Here is a 20,459-nt window from a genome sequence, read left to right on the forward strand (position 1 = left end):
GGAGCTGCAAGATGGCAAAGATTGGCATTTTTACAGGTACGGTGTATGGCAACGCGCTGCTGGTTGCCGAAGAGGCGCAGCCGGTGCTGGAAGCGCAGGGGCATGAGGTGAAGGTGTTTGAAGATCCGTCACTCGCCGACTGGCAGGCTTACAGCAAAGAGGTCGCGTTAATTATTACCTCGACCACCGGGCAGGGCGATTTTCCGGACAATATCGCGCGGCTGTATGTGCAGGTGCGCGATGAGCTGGGCTATCAGCCTGAGCTGCGCTATGGCGTAATCGCTTTAGGCGACAGCAGTTACGACCACTTCTGTGGGGCCGGTAAGACTTTTGATGCCACGCTGCAGGAGCAGCAGGCGCAGCGTATTGGCGAGGTGCTGCTGGTGGATGCGACGGAAAATCCGGAGCCCGAGTCAGTGACCACGCCGTGGGTAGAGAGCTGGGGTAAGCTGGTGTAAATCAGGCCCTCACCCTAACCCTCTCCCGCAGGCGGGAGAGGGAACCGATCGCGCCGAAAGTTAATTTTGCATATCACGTCACCGGTGCCGGATTGAATACCGCCAGCTGATTACGGATTCCCCAGCGATCTGACCACGTCTGTTTACGTCCGCTGGCGATATCCAGAATCAGCTCAAACAGCCGCCAGCCGACCTGTTCAATACTCTCTTCACCCGTCGCGATGGTGCCGGCATTGATATCCATTAAATCGTGCCAGCGGTTCGCCAGCGCGCTGCGCGTCGCCATTTTGATCACCGGAATTGCCGCCAGGCCGTAAGGCGTGCCGCGCCCGGTGGTGAACACCTGCAGCGTAATGCCGGAAGCCATCTGCTGGGTGCCACAGACAAAATCGCTGGCCGGCGTGGCGGCGTAAATCAGCCCGCGCTGCGTCGGGCGCTGTCCGGGTGACAGCACTTCGACAATCGGGCTGCGGCCGGATTTGGCAATTGAGCCCAGCGCTTTTTCTACCACATTGGCCAGGCCGCCTTTTTTATTGCCCGGCGACGGATTCGCGCTGCGGTCGGTTTGCCCCTGGCTCAGATAATCGTCGTACCACGCCATCTCCTCCAGCAGCCGTTTGCCCACCGCTTCGTTTACCACACGCGGCGTCAGCAGATGGATCGCATCGCGCACCTCGGTCACTTCCGAGAACATCACCGTCGCACCACAACGCACCAGCAGATCCGAGGCAAAGCCAACCGCCGGATTGGCCGTCACGCCGGAAAACGCGTCGCTGCCGCCGCACTGGGTACCCACTACCAGCGCCGACGCCGGACAGGTTTCGCGCTGACGCTGATTGAGTTTTTTCAGATGGCGCTCGGCCACCTGCAGAATTTCATCGACCATCGCGCCAAAGCCCACGTGACGCTCATCCTGCAGGCGCACGATATCGCGCTCATCCAGCGAAATGGCCTGTACGTCCGGTGTACCGGTGAGCAGGCGCTCCGGCTGTAATTTCTCGCAGCCGAGGCTCACCACCATCACTTCGCCGCCAAAATTAGGATTCAGTGCAAGGTTGTGAATGGTGCGAATGGGCACCACCGCCGCCGGTGCGTTGATCGCCACGCCGCAGCCATATAAATGGTTGAGCGCCACCACGCCGTCGACGTTGCTGTAGCGCGGCAGCAGATCGCGCTCAATCAGCTGCACCACGTAATCCACCACGCCCGCCACGCAGTGCACGCTGGTGGTGATGCCGAGCAGATTGCGCGTGCCGACGCTGCCGTCGGCGTTGCGATAGCCTTCAAAGGTGTATCCTTCCAGCGGCGGCAGGGGCGGCGGCACGTTGGTTGCCAGCGGCAGGCTGGCCAGAGGTGGGGCGGCGGGCAGCGCCACCAGTGACTCCTCAATCCAGCTGCCGCGCGCAATCGGGCGCAGCGCTGTGCCAATCACTTCACCGTAACGCACGATGTCGCCATGCAGGGCGATATCGCTCAGCGCCACTTTGTGCCCCTGCGGCACATGCTCAGTCAGTTGCAGACCGTCATCAAAGCGGCTGCCTGCGGGCAATCCCTGATCGTTGACCACTATCGCCACGTTATCGGCGTCGTGCACTTTAATGTAGCGCGGTTTGTCTGTCAGAGGTCGGTTCATTGCTCACCTTCCGGTTCGTCGCACCGGTCATAGCGGTGCGGTTGAAATCACGTCCGTCACATCATCGTTATTTGCCAGCCTCAGTATAAGCAGGGGTATTGGCCCACGCATTGTGCAACTGACTGGCTTTGTGCCGCGATCGGCGCGCAGTTTGGTTCGTTTTACCAAACGCAAGTGAAGAGCCTCACAAAGCGTACGCTTGCTGTTCACTTTTACAGCAATCTGGCGGCTGGATGGCGGGTTCCGTGAGCCACGCCGCAGCGTTATGGGCAAATGCCACAAAATTGTGCCGGATTGGGGATTATCCTCGGGCGTTCCTCCAGTGTTTCGCGGCGATGCTGTTCCTATACTGATTGCCGTTCTTCAACGTTTGGTTATTCGTCACGACGCATCATCGTTTTGCCATAACAACAATCGCCGTGTTTAACCCAACATCATTCTGATACCCAACGCGATGTGTATGCAGTCAGAGTGAATGTAGCGTTCGCTATATTTCAGGAGTGCATCATGAATAGTTACAGCCAGACAGCGGCAGCGGTGCAGAAGCGCACCAACGCCCGTTACTGGATTGTGGTGATGTTATTTATCGTCACCTCGTTCAACTACGGTGACCGGGCCACCATTTCGATTGCCGGTTCGGCGATGTCGAAGGAGATCGGTCTCGATTCCGTCGGCCTCGGCTACATCTTCTCCGCCTTCTCGTGGGCGTACGTTATCGGTCAGATTCCTGGCGGCTGGCTGCTGGACCGCTTCGGCTCCAAACGCGTCTATTTCTGGAGCATCTTCCTGTGGTCGCTGTTTACCCTGTTGCAGGGCTTCGTCGACATCTTTAGCGGCTTCGGCATTGTGGTGTCGCTGTTCCTGCTGCGCTTCATGGTGGGACTGGCGGAAGCGCCATCTTTCCCGGGTAACAGCCGTATTGTTGCTGCCTGGTTCCCGGCGCAGGAGCGCGGTACCGCCGTCGCCATCTTTAACTCCGCCCAGTACTTCGCCACGGTGATTTTCGCACCAATCATGGGCTGGCTGGTGGCCGAGGTGGGCTGGGCGCACGTGTTCTGGTTCATGGGCGGGCTGGGCATCATTCTCAGCTTTATCTGGCTGAAAGTGATTCATGACCCGAACGATCACCCTGGCGTGAACAAAGCCGAGCTGGAGTACATGGAGCAGGGCGGTGCGCTGATCAACATGGATGCGAAGAAAGCCGAGCGTAAAGTGAGCTGGGATGAGAAATGGTTCCAAATTAAGCAACTGCTCTCCACCCGCATGATGTGGGGGATCTATCTCGGTCAGTACTGCGTTAATGCCCTGACCTACTTCTTTATTACCTGGTTCCCGGTGTATCTGGTGCAGGCGCGCGGCATGTCGATTCTTAAAGCCGGCATGATCGCCTCGATTCCCGCCATCTGCGGCTTCCTCGGCGGCGTGCTGGGCGGCGTGATTTCAGATTATCTGATGCGTAAAACCGGCTCGCTGAACATCGCGCGTAAAACCCCGATTGTCATCGGTATGCTGCTCTCCATCAGCATGGTGATGTGTAACTACACCGAAACCGAATGGGTGGTGGTGCTGTTTATGGCGCTGGCGTTCTTTGGTAAAGGCATTGGCGCGCTGGGCTGGGCGGTGATGGCCGATACCGCACCCAAAGAGATCAGCGGCCTGAGCGGCGGTCTGTTCAATATGTTCGGTAACTTCTCTGGCATCGTCACGCCGATTGCCATTGGTTACATCATCGCCACCAGCGGTTCGTTTGAAGGGGCGCTGATTTATGTCGGCATCCATGCGTTTGTGGCGGCGTTCAGCTTCCTGGTGATAACCGGCGATATCAAACGTGTCGAACTCAAACCCCGGTCATAAGGAACCGAATATGAATACGCAAAGTTCCCCGGTGATTACCGACATGCAGGTGGTTCCGGTGGCGGGTTACGACAGCATGCTGCTCAACATCGGCGGCGCGCACAGCGCCTGCTTCACCCGCAATATCGTGGTGCTGACCGACAGCGCCGGCCACACCGGCGTCGGCGAAGCGCCGGGCGGTGAAACCATCTATGAGACGCTGGTCGCGGCAATACCGCAGGTGAAAGGGCAGCAGGTGGCGCGCATGAACCGGCTGGTGCAGCAGGTGCACAAAGGTAACCAGTCGGCGGATTTCGATACCTTCGGCAACGGCGCCTGGACGTTTGAGCTGCGGGTCAATGCGGTGGCGGCGCTGGAAGCGGCGCTGCTCGACCTGCTCGGCCAGTGCCTCGGCGTGCCAGTGGCCGAACTGCTGGGGCCGGGTCAGCAGCGCGATGAGGTCACGGTGCTGGGCTACCTGTTTTACATTGGCGATCGGCGTAAAACTGATTTGCCGTATCAGAGCGGCGACGCGGCCGGTCACGACTGGTATCACCTGCGCCATCAGGAGGCGCTGACGCCAGACGCGGTGGTGCGCTTAGCCGAAGCGGCGCAGGACAGGTACGGCTTCAAAGATTTCAAACTGAAAGGCGGCGTGCTGCCGGGCGAGCAGGAGATTGCCTCGGCGGTGGCACTGAAGCAGCGTTTCCCGGACGCGCGCATCACCGTCGATCCCAACGGTGCCTGGCATCTGGATGAAGCCATCGCGCTGTGCAAAGGCCTGCACGAGGTGCTGACCTATGCCGAAGATCCGTGCGGTGCCGAGCAGGGATATTCCGGGCGCGAAGTCATGGCCGAGTTTCGCCGCGCCACCGGTCTGCCGGTCGCCACCAATATGATCGCCACCAACTGGCGGGAGATGAACCACGCGGTGATGCTCAACGCGGTCGATATTCCGCTGGCCGACCCGCACTTCTGGACGCTGAGCGGCGCGGTACGCGTGGCGCAGCTGTGTGATGAGTGGGGGCTGACCTGGGGCTGCCACTCCAATAATCACTTCGACATTTCGCTGGCGATGTTTACCCACGTCGGCGCAGCGGCACCGGGTAAACCGACCGCCATCGATACCCACTGGATTTGGCAGGAGGGCGACCAGCGTCTGACTAAAGAGCCGCTGCAGATCCGCAACGGCAAAATTGCCGTGCCGGACAAGCCCGGCCTCGGCGTTGAGCTGGACTGGGATCGCCTGCGCCAGGCTAACGCCCTGTATCAATCGCTGCCGGCAGGCGCACGTAATGACGCCACGGCAATGCAATATCTGGTTCCCGGATGGTCGTTCGACCGCAAGCGTCCGGCTTTTGGACGCCGCCATGCATAAGGAGCAGGAAATGAGTCACACCCCGAAAATTACTTCAATGCAGGTCATTCCGGTGGCCGGTTACGACAGCATGCTGCTGAATCTGAGCGGTGCCCACGCGCCGTTTTTTACCCGCAATATCGTGATTGTGAAAGATAACGCCGGCCACACGGGCGTGGGCGAGATCCCCGGCGGCGAGAAAATCCGTCAGACGCTGGAAGACGCGGCGGCGCTGGTGACCGGAAAAACCGTCGGCGAGTACAAAAATATCCTTACCCTGGTGCGCACTACCTTTGCCGATCGCGATGCCAGCGGGCGCGGCAATCAGACCTTTGACCTGCGCACCACCATTCACGTGGTGACCGGCATCGAAGCGGCGCTGCTGGATCTGCTCGGCCAGCATCTTGGCGTCAACGTGGCGTCGCTGCTGGGCGAAGGACAGCAGCGTGACCGCGTCGAGATGCTCGGCTACCTGTTTTACGTCGGCGATCGCCGCAAAACGTCACTGCCGTATCAGAGCCAGACCGATGATCCGTGCGACTGGTATCGCCTGCGGCATGAGGAAGCGCTGACGCCGGACGCGGTGGTGCGCCTGGCAGAAGCCGCCTACGAAAAATATGGCTTTAACGATTTCAAACTGAAAGGCGGCGTACTGCGCGGCGGTGAAGAGGCCGAAGCAGTAACCGCACTGGCGAAGCGTTTCCCGCAGGCGCGCGTGACGCTCGATCCCAACGGGGCCTGGTCGCTGAATGAGGCCATCCTGCTCGGTAAACAGCTGAAAGGCGTGCTGGCTTATGCAGAAGATCCGTGCGGCGCTGAACAGGGTTACTCCGGACGTGAAGTGATGGCCGAGTTCCGGCGCGCCACCGGTCTGCCTACCGCCACCAATATGATCGCCACCGACTGGCGCCAGATGGGCCACACGCTGTCGCTGCAGTCGGTCGATATTCCACTGGCCGATCCGCATTTCTGGACCATGCAGGGCTCGGTGCGCGTGGCGCAGATGTGTCACGACTTCGGCCTGACCTGGGGTTCGCACTCCAACAACCATTTCGATGTTTCGCTGGCGATGTTCACCCATGTGGCCGCCGCCGCACCGGGCGCCATTACCGCCATCGACACCCACTGGATCTGGCAGGAGGGGAACCAGCGCCTGACCAAAGAGCCGTTGCAGATCAAGGGTGGCATGGTGCAGGTGCCGCAGAAGCCGGGCCTTGGCGTCGAACTGGACATGGATCAGGTGATGCAGGCCCATGCGCTGTATCAGCAGCATGGACTGGGCGCGCGCGACGATGCGCAGGCGATGCAGTTCCTCGTGCCGAACTGGACATTTGATAACAAGCGTCCGTGCCTGGTGCGCTGATTTTATTCCGCGCGCCCGCGGGCGGCGGTGCTAAATAACAGGAGTAGAGATCATGAGCAATGCCTGGCCCAACCCTTTTCGTCGTCGTTTGCTGGCAGGGGAAACCCTGATTGGCAGCTGGTGCGCCCTTGCCAATCCTCTCACCACGGAAGTGCTGGGGCTGGCGGGCTTTGACTGGCTGGTGCTGGACGGCGAACACGCGCCGAACGACATCACCACCTTTATTCCGCAGCTGATGGCGCTGAAAGGCAGCCCGAGCGCGCCGGTGGTGCGACCGCCGTGCAATGAGCCGATCATCATCAAGCGTCTGCTGGATATTGGCTTCTATAACTTCCTGATTCCGTTTGTGGAAACCGCAGAAGAGGCGGCGCGCGCGGTGGCATCGACCCGCTATCCGCCAGCCGGTATACGCGGCGTGTCAGTTTCGCATCGTAGCAACATGTACGGCACGCTGGCGGACTACAACGCCACCATCAATGACAACATCACCGTGCTGGTGCAAATCGAAACCCAGCAGGCGGTGGACAACATTGACGCCATTGCGGCGGTTGACGGTGTAGACGGCATCTTTGTCGGCCCGGGCGATCTGTCAGCGGCGCTGGGCTATCTCGGCCAGCCGGCGCATCCGGAAGTGCTGAAAGTGATCCGTTACATCCTTGAGCGCGCCAAAGCCGCCGGTAAGCCGAGCGGGATTCTGGCGCCGGTGGAGGCTGACGCACGCCGTTATCTCGAATGGGGTGCCAGCTTTGTTGCCGTTGGCAGCGATTTGGGTGTTTTCCGCCACGCCACGCAGGCGCTGTGCGACAAATTTAAGCAGTAACTGACGAAGGGGAAAGGCAATGAAAATTGGATTTATCGGCCTCGGCATCATGGGCAAACCGATGAGTAAAAACCTGGTGAAAGCCGGTTACACCCTGGTGGTGCGCGACCACAACGCCAGCAACGAAGCCGAACTGGTGGAGCTGGGTGCCACCGTGGCGAAAACGCCCAAAGAGCTGGCCGCGCAGGTAGACGTGGTGATCACCATGGTGCCGAACTCACCGCAGGTGAAAGAGGTGTGTCTGGGCGAGAACGGCATCATCGAAGGGGCGAAGCCGGGACTGGTGGTGATCGACATGAGCTCCATCGCGCCGCTGGCCAGCCGCGAAGTGCATGATGCGCTGGCAGAAAAAGGCATCCGGATGCTGGATGCGCCGGTGAGCGGCGGTGAGCCAAAAGCAATTGAAGGCACGCTGTCGGTGATGGTCGGCGGCGATAAAGCGCTGTTTGATCAGTGCTACGATGTTCTTAAGGCGATGGCCGGTTCGGTGGTGCACACCGGTGATATCGGCGCGGGCAACGTCACTAAACTGGCCAACCAGGTGATTGTGGCGCTCAACATTGCCGCGATGTCAGAGGCGCTGTCGCTGGCCACCAAAGCCGGCGTCAATCCGGAACTGGTTTACCAGGCGATTCGCGGCGGTCTGGCGGGCAGCACCGTGCTGGATGCCAAAGCGCCCATGGTGCTGGATCGCAACTTTAAGCCTGGCTTCCGTATCGATTTGCATATCAAGGATTTAGCTAATGCGCTTGATACCTCACACGGCATTGGCGCACATCTGCCGCTGACCGCAGCGGTGATGGAGATGATGCAGGCGCTAAAAGTCGACGGGCAGGGTACGTCCGATCATAGCGCGCTGGCTTGCTATTATGAAAAATTAGCCAAAGTTGAGATCACCCGGTAGTGCCCGCGTCCGGTGTCTGCGGATGCCGGACGCTGTACTGCCTTAGCCAGACGGATTTCCGTCACCTACCGCGCTCGGATTGCCTATGAAAATTGTCATCGCACCGGATTCATACAAAGAGAGTTTGTCCGCCCTGGAAGTGGCTACCGCGATAGAAGCGGGATTTCGCGAAATTTTCCCCGCCGCTGACTATGTCAAAATACCGGTCGCCGACGGCGGAGAAGGCACGGTTGAAGCAATGGTGGCGGCAACCCAGGGCAACATCGTCAGACTGACGGTGACCGGGCCGCTCGGCGAGCCGGTCGACGCGTTTTACGGATTATCCGGTGATGCGCGTACCGCCTTTATTGAGATGGCGGCGGCCAGCGGGCTGGAGCTGGTGCCTGCGGCACAGCGCGATCCGCTGATCACCACCTCTTACGGTACCGGTGAACTGATCAAAAATGCGCTGGATCGCGGCGTCGATCACATCATCATCGGCATCGGCGGCAGCGCCACCAACGACGGCGGCGCCGGCATGGTGCAGGCGCTCGGTGCCCGGCTGCTGGACAGCGACGGCAGCGGGATTGGCTACGGCGGCGGGGCACTGCCGCAGCTGGCGAAGATTGAGATCGCCGATCTGGATCCGCGCCTGCTGCAGTGCCGCATTGAAGTGGCGTGCGACGTGACCAATCCGCTGATTGGCGAAGAGGGTGCGTCAGCGATTTTTGGCCCGCAGAAAGGGGCCACGCCGCAGCTGGTGCAGCAGCTGGATGCCGCGCTCGGCCATTACGCCGCGATTATTCAGCGCGATCTGGATATTGATGTGCTGCACATCGCCGGCGGTGGTGCAGCCGGCGGCATGGGCGCAGCGCTGCATGCGTTTTGCCACGCGGAACTGCGGCGCGGCATTGAGATTGTCACCGAAGCGCTGGGACTGGCGCAGCAGGTGCAGGATGCCGATCTGGTGATTACCGGTGAAGGGCGCATCGACAGTCAGTCAGTCAACGGCAAAGTGCCGGTTGGCGTGGCGCAGGTGGCGAAGCAGTTTAATAAGCCGGTGATTGGTATTGCCGGCAGCCTGACGGCGGATGTCGGTGTGGTGCATCAGCACGGTATCGACGCGGTGTACAGCGTGCTGTCGGGTATCTGTTCGCTGGAAGAGGCGCTGGCCAATGCCGCGCAGAATGTCCGCCTGACGGCAAGGAACGTCGCTGCCACGATCAAGGTGGGGCAGGGGTTGTAGGGGGAGGCGGTGCGGTTTTCCCCTCACCCTAACCCTCTCCCGGCGGGAGAGGGAACCGTCCGGCGCGATCCAGAGGAACAGCGCGAAATCCAAATCCTTGCACCATCAGCCCCCTCTCCCGCGTGCGGGAGAGGGCTGGGGTGAGGGCCCAGCGCACACCCCACAACCCTCACTACACCACGCCCAGCACCTGACGCGCTTCGCGCGCCACATTCGCCATCTCGTCGCTCAGCTCCAGCAGCTCTGGTTCCAGCGCTGCGATATCGCTCTCCTGATGCAGACTCTTCTCCAGCTGCTGACACAGCTGTTTCAGCCGCGGCACGCCGCTGTAGCTGGCGCTGCCGTGCAGCTTATGAATAATCTCGCGCAGCCCATCGACGTCATTCTGCGCCATACACTGCGCCACGTGCTGCTCCACTTCCGGCAGAAAATCCAGCAGCATCTGCAGCAGATCGCGCGCCAGCTCGGCTTTATTCGCCGCCTGGCGCAGCGCAAGCGCCCAGTCGAGTGAGGGCGCGATCGCCGGTTGTCGCACCGCGCTCGCCACGCTGCCCGGCGCATAGCGCTGCAGCAGCTGCTTCAGCTTGTCCTCATCAATCGGCTTGGCGAGATAATCATTCATGCCGGCGGCGATCAGCTGCTCGCGTTCGCCATCCAGCGCATGCGCCGTGACCGCGACAATCGGCGTGCTGGCGTGCTGTGGCAGGCTGCGGATGATCTCGCTGGCGCGAATGCCGTCGATGTCCGGCATTTGAATATCCATCAGAATCACGTCCAGCCGCTGCTGCCGCGCCTGATGAATCGCCTGACTGGCGTTGTCGCACAGAATGATGTTCTGGACCTGCTCCTCCAGCAATGCGCCGATCAGCTTCAGGTTGGCCGGATTATCATCCACCGCCATCACCGTCAGCGGCTGTCTTACGCCGCGCGGGGCGGCGTCGCTATGACGCATGTTGAGATCGAGCAGCATCGGCAGCAATCGCGTCAGCGACACCGGTTTGGCAATGCAGCCGGCAATACCGCGCGCGCGCAAATCGTCAGCGAACAGCATCATTTCGCTTGGCAGCGCCAGCAGCACGGAGTCGGCGTGTGCGCGCAGGCGGGCAATCAGCGCATCGGACAGCGTAGCCGGATGCGGATCGCTGACCGGCAGCCCCATCAGCAGCAGCGGGAAGTGGGCGTCGGGCAGATCGTCAAGGCTGGCAAAGTGCTGCACCTGCAGAGGCGTAATGCTCAGCATCTCCTGAACCGCTTTCGCCACCGCCGGATGGGGTTCGATATAAGCCAGCGGCGTGGCGTGCAGATCGTCCAGCATGCGTGGAATCGCCGGTGCGTTAGGATTGAGATCCAGATGTACTTGTACCCAGAAGGTGGAGCCCTGATTCTGCCGGCTGTGGAAGGCGATCTCACCGCCCATTTCGTGTACCAGTTTCTGCGTAATCACCAGGCCAAGACCGGTACCGCCGTGACGGCGCGAAATACTGGCGTCCGCCTGACGAAATGCCTGGAACAGCTGCGACTGCTGCTGCTCAGAGATACCGATGCCGGTATCGTGCACCTGAATCTCCAGTTCCGCCCGTGTGATGCTGAGATGACGCAGCTCGACGCGCAGATCAATGTGGCCGCGCTCGGTGAATTTGATGGCGTTGCCAATCAGGTTGATCAGAATTTGCTGCAGACGCAGCGGATCGCCAATCACATTATCCGGCACCTGTTTCTCCAGGCACACGGTGATCTCGAGGCCTTTCTCATGCGCGGACGGCGCCAGCAGCACCAGCGTTTCATCCAGCGTGGCGCGCAGCGGGAACGGGATCGACTCCAGCACCAGCTTACCAGCTTCCAGTTTGGAGAAATCGAGCACGTCGTTAATGATGCTCAGCAGGTTATTGGCCGAGCGCTCAATGGTGCTCATGTAATCACGCTGGTTGGTGCTCAGCCCGGTTTTCAGCATCTGGCGGGTAAAGCCAATCACGCCATTGAGCGGCGTGCGCAGCTCGTGCGACATATTGGCGAGAAACTCCGACTTGATGCGTGCCGCTTCCTGGGCGCGCTTTTTCGCCAGGTCCAGCTCGACGTTCTGAATCTCCAGCTGCTCCAGCGTTTCGCGCAGATCGTAGGTTGCCTGGTCGATGTTCTGCTGCATCTCTTCATGGTAGGCGGTGAGTGACATCGCCATGGCGTTGATGCCGTTTTTCAGGATGCTCAGCTCGCCCAGCATATAGCCATCCACGCGGCTGTCGAGCTGGCCGCGCCGGATGCGGTCCACGGTGGTAACCATGTTGCGAATCGGGCCGGTGACGTCGCGCATCAGTCGATAGGCAAACAACATGGCGATACACAGGCAAAACAGCAGCAGCAGAGTGGCGACAAACACCTCTTTGTACTGTTCCAGCCGCACCGACTGCAGATCCAGCTCAATCGCCACATAACCCAGCGGATTGCCTGCCGGCTTGGCGTCTTCACCCGGCAGTTCGTCCACCGAATAGCGTTCAGAGATAATCGGCGTGCGCAGCACCATCAGGTTGCCGTGTCGCTCCACCGACACGCCATCCGCCAGCGTGGAAATATCGGCTTTTTGCAGCAGCGCGAGGTTCTGGTTGTTATTGGAGCTGACGTAGATGTGATTGTTGTTGTCGAAAACCGTAATGGCACGGACAATATCGGAATGACGGCGATGCAGCAGGCTGACCAGCTCGCGAATCGCATCACGATTATGCCACGTCATGCCGTACTCGCTCGACACCGCCAGCGGTTCGATAATGTTAGCGCCGGCATCGCGCACCTGGTGCTGCAGTTCGTTGTAGCGGTGCACCACGAAGAAGGTACTGAGCAGCAGGCCAATCATCAGCGTCGGCGCCAGTATCAGAATCATCATTCGCGCCCGCAGGCTGTATTTGGTCATAATTGTGGCCTGGCGACTCCTGGCATTTTATCCCTGTGCAAAAACCGCGTACGGCTGCACACCTAATGAAAACTGAGAATTCACAATACTATGGCGCAATTTTACTCCGCAAAACAGCGCGTGACGACGAAGCAACGTCTCAGCGTCACCATTGACGAGCTCGATCCCTACGGTCAGGGCGTGGCGCGCCATAACGGTAAAACGCTGTTTGTCAGCGGCGCGCTGCCCGGCGAACAGGCCGAGGTGATCCTGACCGAAGATAAGCGTCAGTTTGCGCGCGGCAAAGCCAAAAAGATTACACAACCGAGCCCGCAGCGCCAGCAACCGCGCTGCATCCATTTCGGCGTGTGCGGCGGCTGCCAGCAGCAGCACGTGTCCGTGGCGCTGCAGCAGGAGAGCAAAGCGCGGGCGCTGGGCCGCATGCTGAGTCAGGAAGCGGCGCTGCCGGTGCAGGTGGATGAGATCATCAGCGCTGCGCCCTGGGGCTATCGCCGGCGCGCGCGTCTCGGTTTGCAGTGGCTGCCGAAGCAGCAGCGCCTGCAGATGGGCTTCCGTCAGGCGGCCAGTAACGATCTGATTGATGTGACGCAATGCCCCGTTTTGGTGCCCGAGCTTGAGGCGCTGCTGCAGCCGCTGCACCACTGTCTCAGCAGCCTGCACGCAGCGAAACGGTTGGGGCATGTGGAACTGGTGCTGGCGGATAACGGTCCGCTAATGGTGCTGCGCCATCTTGATGCGCTCTCCGCTGCGGACCGGACAAAACTGGAACGTTTTTCGCATGAGCACCGGCTGATGATCTGGCTGGCGGACGGCAGTGACGCGCTGCAGGCGCTCGGCGCGGAGCAGCCTTACTACCGCTCGTTTGATTTGCAGCTAACCTTTAGCCCGCAGGATTTCATTCAGGTCAACGATGGCGTGAATCAGCAGATGGTGGCACAGGCGATTGCCTGGCTGGATCTGCAGCCGGACGATCGGGTGCTCGATCTGTTCTGCGGCATGGGCAACTTCACATTGCCGCTAGGAAAGTTCGTACAAAATGCGGTGGGTGTGGAGGGCGTTGCAGCATTAGTGCGCCAGGCAGAGTATAATGCTCAGCTTAACAATCTCAGAAATGTCTGCTTCTTCCAGCACAATTTAGAGGAAGATGTCTCGCGCCAGCCCTGGGCGGCGCAGGGATTTAATAAGGTGTTACTGGATCCGGCGCGTGCCGGGGCCGCGGGCGTGATGTCGCATATCGTTAAACTTGCGCCGCAACGCGTGGTCTATGTTTCCTGTAACCCGACAACACTTGCCCGCGACAGTCAGACATTACTGTCGGCGGGCTACCATCTGGAAAGGGTCGCGATGCTGGATATGTTCCCTCATACCAGCCATCTCGAATCCATGGTGCTGTTTAGCAAAACATAAGCGATGTTTAAGTCGCTGTGGCAGGAGAGGATATGGTTGCGGTTAGAAGTGCGCATTTAAATACGGCCGGGGAATTTGCCCTTGACCAGTGGATCGCCAGCTTGAGTATCAGTAATCCGCAATCCTGCGAACGACTGGCGGAAACATGGCGCTACTGTGAAGCCGAAACGCACGACCATCCAGATCAGGCTCTGCTGCTGTGGCGCGGTATTGAGATGGTGGAAATTCTCACCATGCTCAGTATGGACATCGACAGTCTGCGCGCCGCGCTGCTGTTCCCGCTGGCCAATGCGGGCGTGGTGAGCGAAGAGGATCTGGAGAAGGCCTTTGGCAAAAGCATCGTCTCGCTGGTGCACGGCGTGCGCGATATGGATGCCATCCGCCAGCTGAAAGCCATTCACAACGACTCGATGGCCTCAGAGCAGGTGGATAACGTGCGCCGCATGCTGCTGGCGATGGTGGAAGATTTCCGCTGCGTGGTCATCAAGCTGGCAGAACGTATTGCCCATCTGCGCGAGATGAAAGATGCGCCAGAAGATGAGCGCGTGCTGGCGGCGAAAGAGAGCACCAACATTTATGCGCCGCTGGCCAACCGTCTCGGGATCGGCCAGCTCAAATGGGAGCTGGAAGATTATTGCTTCCGCTATCTCCATCCTGACGAATACAAACGCATCGCCAAACTGCTGCACGAACGCCGCATCGATCGTGAACAATACATTGATAACTTCGTCGATAACCTGCGTAAAGAGATGCAAAAAGAGGGCGTGCGTGCGGAAGTTTACGGCCGTCCCAAGCATATCTACAGCATCTGGCGCAAAATGCAGAAGAAGTCGCTGGCGTTTGATGAGCTGTTCGACGTGCGCGCAGTGCGCATCGTCGCTGAACGCCTGCAGGACTGCTACGGCGCGCTCGGCACCGTCCACACGCTGTATCGTCATCTGCCTAGCGAGTTCGACGATTACGTCGCCAATCCCAAGCCAAACGGCTATCAGTCGATTCATACCGTGGTGCTGGGCCCGCAGGGCAAAACGGTCGAGATTCAGATCCGTACCCGCCAGATGCATGAGGACGCTGAACTGGGCGTCGCGGCACACTGGAAGTACAAAGAAGGGCCGACGGCCAGCAACGCGCGCGGTGCCGCAGGGCACGAAGAGCGCATCGCCTGGCTGCGTAAACTGATTACCTGGCAGGAAGAGATGGCGGATTCCGGCGAGATGCTGGAAGAGGTGCGCAGCCAGGTATTTGATGACCGCGTTTACGTGTTTACGCCGAAGGGCGACGTGGTCGATTTGCCGGCCGGTTCCACGCCGCTCGACTTTGCCTACCACATTCACAGTGATATTGGTCATCGCTGCATCGGTGCCAAAATCGGCGGCCGTATCGTGCCCTTTACCTATCAGCTGCAGATGGGCGATCAGATTGAGGTGATCACCCAGAAGCAGCCGAACCCGAGCCGCGACTGGCTGAACCCCAACCTCGGCTATATCACCACCAGCCGCGGGCGCTCGAAGATTCATGCCTGGTTCCGTAAACAGGATCGCGACAAAAATATCGCGGCCGGCCGGCAGATTCTCGATAGCGAGCTGGGCCAGCTGGATATCAGCATGCGCGAAGCCGAGAAGCTGCTGCTGCCGCGTTATAACGTCAGCTCGCAGGATGAGCTGCTGGCGATGATTGGCGGCGGGGATATCCGTCTTAACCAGATGGTTAACTTCCTGCAGGCGAAGCTCAACAAGCCGAGCGCTGAAGAGGAAGATCGCGAGGCGCTGCGTCAGCTGACGCAGAAATCGCATCAGCCGTCGTCGGCGCGCAAAGAGAGTGGCCGCGTGGTGGTGGAGGGTGTCGGCAATCTGCTGCACCACATTGCGCGCTGCTGCCAGCCGATTCCGGGCGATGATATTGTCGGGTTTATTACCCAGGGGCGCGGCATTTCGATTCACCGCGCCGACTGCGATCAGCTCAGCGAACTGATTTCGCATGCGCCGGAACGCATTGTCGATGCGGTGTGGGGCGAAAGTTACTCCAGCGGTTATTCGCTGGTAGTACGCGTGACGGCCAACGATCGCAGCGGGCTGCTGCGCGACATCACCACCATTCTGGCCAATGAAAAGGTCAACGTGCTGGGCGTGTCCAGCCGCAGCGACACCAAAAAGCAGCTCGCCACCATCGATATGGATATCGAGATTTATAACCAGCAGGTGCTGGGTCGCGTGCTGGCGCGCCTTAATCAGGTGCCGGATATTATCGATGCGCGCCGCTTACATTAAGCCCTGCTGAGACCGGTGCGCAGCAATGCGCACCCGGGCAAAACCGCGTAATTACCCTGCAGGGTCGCCATTAATGGCGGCTTTTTATCTTGTTGTTCCGGGGACTTTCATGACTGCTTTAAACCGCCTGCTCACCATCATGCAAACCCTGCGCGATCCGGTGCGCGGCTGCCCGTGGGATCGCCAGCAGACCTTCGCCTCTATCGCGCCTTATACGCTGGAAGAGACCTATGAAGTTATCGACGCCATCCAGCGCGAAGACTTTGACGATCTGCGCGGCGAACTGGGCGATCTGCTGTTTCAGGTGGTGTTTTACGCCCGCATGGCCGAGGAGCAGCAGCGTTTCAACTTCGATGACATCTGCAACGCCATCAGTGACAAACTGGAGCGTCGCCATCCGCACATCTTCGGTGAAGTCCAGGTCGATTCCACGGCCGAAGTGCTGAAAAACTGGGAGGCGATCAAGCAGCGCGAGCGTGCGGAGAAGTCGCAGCACTCGGTGCTGGACGATATCCCTAAAGCGCTGCCGGCGCTGATGCGCGCCTATAAAATCCAGAAGCGCTGTCACAGCGTAGGCTTCGACTGGGACAGCCTCGGGCCGGTGCTGGATAAAGTGCATGAAGAGATCGACGAAGTAATGCATGAAGCGCAGCAGGCCGTGGTGGACAGCGACAAGCTGGAAGAGGAGATTGGCGATCTGCTGTTCGCCACCGTCAATCTGTCACGCCATCTCGGCAGCAAAGCGGAAACCGCGCTGCAAAAGGCCAACGACAAGTTCGAGCGCCGCTTCCGTCAGGTAGAGAATATCATTCAGGCCCAGGGGCTGAGCATGGAACAGGCTACGCTGGCGCAGATGGAAGCCGCCTGGCAGCAGGTCAAAGCCGGCGAATAACCTTATTCAGCCTCTCTGCGCAGCGCTGGTGATTATTCCAGCGCTGCGCATAAAATCACCGTCTGAGCTTACTCGATTCAGCCAGTCGGCAACTTTGTGACGTATGTCAACATTTCACCCGGCACTCTCCGCTATGTTACAGGCTGTAATGCGAGGAGGATGGTGTGATTCATCAATTGTGGCTGCGGACGACTTCGGGTATACTGTTTTCCCGTCCTGGTTATTCCACCGTCTTTAAACCTAAACTCTCAGGTTCAGCATGACAACGAATTATATTTTTGTGACCGGCGGGGTCGTTTCCTCTCTGGGCAAAGGCATTGCCGCAGCCTCCCTCGCAGCCATCCTTGAAGCACGTGGTCTGAATGTGACCATCATGAAACTCGATCCGTATATCAACGTCGATCCGGGTACCATGAGCCCTACGCAGCACGGTGAAGTGTTCGTCACCGATGACGGGGCCGAGACCGATCTGGATTTAGGTCACTACGAGCGCTTCATCCGTACCAAAATGTCGCGCCGCAACAACTTTACTACCGGCCGTATCTACTCAGAAGTGCTGCGCAAAGAGCGTCGCGGCGACTATCTGGGCGCGACCATTCAGGTCATCCCACACATCACCAACGCCATCAAAGAGCGCATCATTGAAGGTGGCGAAGGTCATGACGTCGTGCTGGTGGAAATCGGCGGAACCGTGGGCGATATCGAATCCCTGCCGTTCCTGGAAGCGATTCGCCAGATGGCGGTCGATGTTGGCCGTGAACACACCATGTATATGCACCTGACGCTGGTGCCTTACATGGCGGCGGCGGGTGAAGTGAAAACCAAGCCAACACAGCACTCGGTTAAAGAGCTGCTGTCGATTGGTATTCAGCCTGACGTGCTGATTTGCCGTTCAGACCGCGCGGTGCCCGCTAACGAGCGCGCGAAGATCGCCCTGTTCTGTAACGTGCCGGAAAAAGCGGTTATCTCGCTGAAAGACGTTGATTCGATCTACAAGATCCCGGGCCTGCTGAAATCGCAGGGTCTGGATGATTACATCTGCAAGCGTTTCAACCTGAGCGCGCCGGAAGCTAATCTGGCCGAGTGGGAGCAGGTGATTTACGAAGAAGCCAATCCGGGCGGCGAAGTCACCATCGGTATGGTCGGCAAATATGTCGAACTGCCGGATGCCTACAAATCCGTGATTGAAGCGCTGAAGCACGGCGGCCTGAAAAATCGCGTCACCGTTAACATCAAGCTGATCGATTCGCAGGATGTGGAAACGCGCGGCGTCGAAATTCTGAAAGATCTTGATGCTATCCTGATTCCTGGTGGCTTCGGTTACCGCGGTGTGGAAGGAAAATTGCTGACCGCGCAATACGCGCGTGAAAACAACATTCCGTACCTCGGCATTTGCCTTGGCATGCAGATTGCGCTGATGGAATTCGCGCGCAACGTGGCCGGGATGGAAGGCGCCAACTCCACTGAATTTGTGCCAGACTGTAAGTACCCGGTGGTTGCGTTAATCACCGAATGGCGCGATGAAAACGGTAACGTTGAACAGCGTACCGAGCAGAGCGATCTGGGCGGCACCATGCGTCTGGGAAGCCAGCAGTGCCAGCTGACGCCGGAAAGCAAAGTGCGCCAGCTGTACGGCTCTGACGTCATTACTGAGCGTCATCGCCACCGTTACGAAGTAAACAATCTGCTGCTGAAGCAGATTGAAGCGGCGGGTCTGCACATTGCAGGCCGTTCCGGCGACGATCAACTGGTGGAGATCATCGAGATCCCGAATCATCCATGGTTTGTAGCCTGCCAGTTCCACCCGGAATTCACGTCGACCCCGCGTGATGGTCATCCGCTGTTCGCTGGCTTTGTGAAAGCCGCGCAGGAGCACCAGAAGCGTTTAGCGAAGTAAGAGTTTAACGAATAGCGCGCGAACTTTTCGCGCGTTGTTTGTCTTAGGATTGACTAACTTGTACTGAGGAAAATCGAATGTCCAAAATCGTTAAAGTCATCGGTCGCGAAATCATCGACTCCCGTGGCAACCCGACTGTAGAAGCAGAAGTGCATCTGGAAGGCGGTTTCGTTGGTCTGGCTGCTGCGCCATCAGGTGCATCAACCGGTTCACGCGAAGCACTGGAGCTGCGTGACGGTGATAAGTCTCGTTTCCTGGGCAAAGGCGTAACCAAAGCGGTTGCTGCGGTTAACGGCCCAATCGCTGACGCGGTAAAAGGCAAAGATGCCAAAGACCAGGCGAACATCGATAAGATCATGATCGAGCTGGACGGTACTGACAACAAATCCAACTTCGGTGCAAACGCCATTCTGGCGGTTTCTCTGGCAGCAGCGAAAGCAGCAGCAGCCTCTAAAGGTCTGCCACTGTACGCACACATTGCAGAACTGAACGGCACCCCGGGCAAATACTCTATGCCACTGCCAATGATGAACATCATCAACGGTGGTGAGCACGCGGATAACAACGTTGATATCCAGGAGTTCATGATTCAGCCGGTTGGCGCGAAAACCGTGAAAGAAGCCATCCGTATGGGTTCTGAAGTGTTCCATCACCTGGCTAAAGTTCTGAAAGCCAAAGGCATGAACACCGCGGTGGGTGACGAAGGTGGCTACGCGCCAAACCTGGGTTCAAACGCCGAAGCGCTGGCCGTTATCGCCGAAGCTGTTAAAGCAGCAGGCTACGAGCTGGGCAAAGACATCACCCTGGCGATGGACTGCGCAGCATCTGAATTCTACAAAGACGGCAAATATGTGCTGGCTGGTGAAGGCAACAAAGCCTTCACTTCTGAAGAGTTCACCCACTTCCTGGAAGACCTGACCAAACAGTACCCAATCGTTTCTATCGAAGACGGTCTGGATGAGTCTGACTGGAACGGCTTCGCTTACCAGACCAAAGTGCTGGGCGACAAAATTCAGCTGGTGGGCGACGACCTGTTCGTGACCAACACCAAAATCCTGAAAGAAGGCATCGAGAAAGGCATCGCTAACTCTATCCTGATCAAATTCAACCAGATCGGTTCTCTGACCGAAACCCTGGCTGCGATCAAGATGGCGAAAGATGCTGGCTACACCGCGGTCATCTCTCACCGCTCTGGCGAAACTGAAGATGCGACCATCGCTGACCTGGCGGTCGGTACTGCTGCTGGCCAGATCAAAACCGGTTCTATGAGCCGTTCTGACCGCGTTGCTAAGTACAACCAGCTGATTCGTATCGAAGAAGCACTGGGTGACAAAGCGCCGTTCAACGGTCTGAAAGAAGTTAAAGGCCAGGCGTAATCGCCTGCGGATGTGGCTAAACGGCCACATCGCCTGACATCAAGCCCCGCCTCGTGCGGGGCTTTTGCTTTTTATGGCACGAAGCAGCTGTGAAGCGACGCACAAAATCTGCCATAATCTGCGCC

The 20,459-nt window shown here is 58.8% G+C and carries 14 protein-coding genes; 12 read left to right on the top strand and 2 right to left on the bottom strand.

Features of this window, described 5'->3' with window-relative positions; translation table 11 throughout:
• Positions 1–11: 11 nt before the first annotated feature.
• Entirely contained in the window at positions 12–458 is a 447-nt protein-coding gene (locus tag C1N60_RS04375) for a flavodoxin (RefSeq protein WP_104189650.1), read from the top strand.
• Positions 459–531: 73 nt separating this feature from the next.
• On the opposite strand, the gene garD is transcribed toward C1N60_RS04375, so the two are convergent.
• A complete protein-coding gene (gene garD, locus C1N60_RS04380; RefSeq protein WP_021507374.1) occupies positions 532–2,091 on the bottom strand; it encodes a galactarate dehydratase in 1,560 nt (519 codons plus the stop codon).
• 507 nt (positions 2,092–2,598) lie between these two features.
• On the opposite strand from garD, the gene C1N60_RS04385 reads away from it, so the two are divergent.
• The 6 genes from C1N60_RS04385 to C1N60_RS04410 all read left to right on the top strand — a co-directional run bounded on the left by C1N60_RS04385 (position 2,599) and on the right by C1N60_RS04410 (position 9,593).
• Positions 2,599–3,945 (top strand): MFS transporter, encoded by a 1,347-nt coding sequence (locus tag C1N60_RS04385; protein ID WP_058771607.1) that lies wholly within the window; start codon positions 2,599–2,601, stop codon positions 3,943–3,945.
• Between the two features lie 10 nt (positions 3,946–3,955).
• Positions 3,956–5,302 carry an enolase C-terminal domain-like protein gene (locus tag C1N60_RS04390; protein ID WP_104094368.1) on the top strand — a complete coding sequence of 449 codons (1,347 nt, stop codon included), beginning with the start codon at positions 3,956–3,958 and terminating at the stop codon, positions 5,300–5,302.
• A 10-nt stretch (positions 5,303–5,312) separates the two neighbouring features.
• A complete protein-coding gene (gudD, locus tag C1N60_RS04395; protein WP_058757045.1) occupies positions 5,313–6,644 on the top strand; it encodes a glucarate dehydratase in 1,332 nt (443 codons plus the stop codon).
• 52 nt (positions 6,645–6,696) lie between these two features.
• The gene (garL, locus tag C1N60_RS04400; protein WP_021507370.1) at positions 6,697–7,464 is read left to right on the top strand and encodes a 2-dehydro-3-deoxyglucarate aldolase; all 768 of its coding nucleotides are present in this window, start codon (positions 6,697–6,699) and stop codon (positions 7,462–7,464) included.
• A 19-nt stretch (positions 7,465–7,483) separates the two neighbouring features.
• On the top strand, positions 7,484–8,368 hold the full coding sequence (garR, locus tag C1N60_RS04405) for a 2-hydroxy-3-oxopropionate reductase (protein WP_058771604.1): 885 nt from the start codon (positions 7,484–7,486) through the stop codon (positions 8,366–8,368).
• Positions 8,369–8,453: 85 nt separating this feature from the next.
• Complete coding sequence (locus tag C1N60_RS04410; RefSeq protein ID WP_058757043.1) at positions 8,454–9,593, top strand: glycerate kinase; 1,140 nt, start codon at positions 8,454–8,456, stop codon at positions 9,591–9,593.
• A 172-nt stretch (positions 9,594–9,765) separates the two neighbouring features.
• On the opposite strand, the gene barA is transcribed toward C1N60_RS04410, so the two are convergent.
• Entirely contained in the window at positions 9,766–12,495 is a 2,730-nt protein-coding gene (barA, locus tag C1N60_RS04415; protein ID WP_394521445.1) for a two-component sensor histidine kinase BarA, read from the bottom strand.
• Between the two features lie 90 nt (positions 12,496–12,585).
• Between barA and rlmD the strand changes: the two genes are divergently transcribed.
• The 5 genes from rlmD to eno all read left to right on the top strand — a co-directional run bounded on the left by rlmD (position 12,586) and on the right by eno (position 20,334).
• Positions 12,586–13,902 carry a 23S rRNA (uracil(1939)-C(5))-methyltransferase RlmD gene (gene rlmD, locus C1N60_RS04420; protein WP_394521446.1) on the top strand — a complete coding sequence of 439 codons (1,317 nt, stop codon included), beginning with the start codon at positions 12,586–12,588 and terminating at the stop codon, positions 13,900–13,902.
• A 32-nt stretch (positions 13,903–13,934) separates the two neighbouring features.
• Positions 13,935–16,169 carry a GTP diphosphokinase gene (relA, locus tag C1N60_RS04425; protein WP_021507365.1) on the top strand — a complete coding sequence of 745 codons (2,235 nt, stop codon included), beginning with the start codon at positions 13,935–13,937 and terminating at the stop codon, positions 16,167–16,169.
• A gap of 109 nt (positions 16,170–16,278) precedes the next feature.
• On the top strand, positions 16,279–17,061 hold the full coding sequence (gene mazG / locus C1N60_RS04430) for a nucleoside triphosphate pyrophosphohydrolase (RefSeq protein WP_125310165.1): 783 nt from the start codon (positions 16,279–16,281) through the stop codon (positions 17,059–17,061).
• 259 nt (positions 17,062–17,320) lie between these two features.
• Positions 17,321–18,958 (top strand): glutamine hydrolyzing CTP synthase, encoded by a 1,638-nt coding sequence (pyrG, locus tag C1N60_RS04435; RefSeq protein ID WP_021507363.1) that lies wholly within the window; start codon positions 17,321–17,323, stop codon positions 18,956–18,958.
• 77 nt (positions 18,959–19,035) lie between these two features.
• Positions 19,036–20,334, top strand: coding sequence for a phosphopyruvate hydratase (eno, locus tag C1N60_RS04440; RefSeq protein ID WP_021507362.1), 1,299 nt, complete (start codon positions 19,036–19,038; stop codon positions 20,332–20,334).
• Positions 20,335–20,459 lie beyond the last annotated feature (125 nt).

Source organism: Pantoea sp. SGAir0184 (assembly GCF_043544755.1).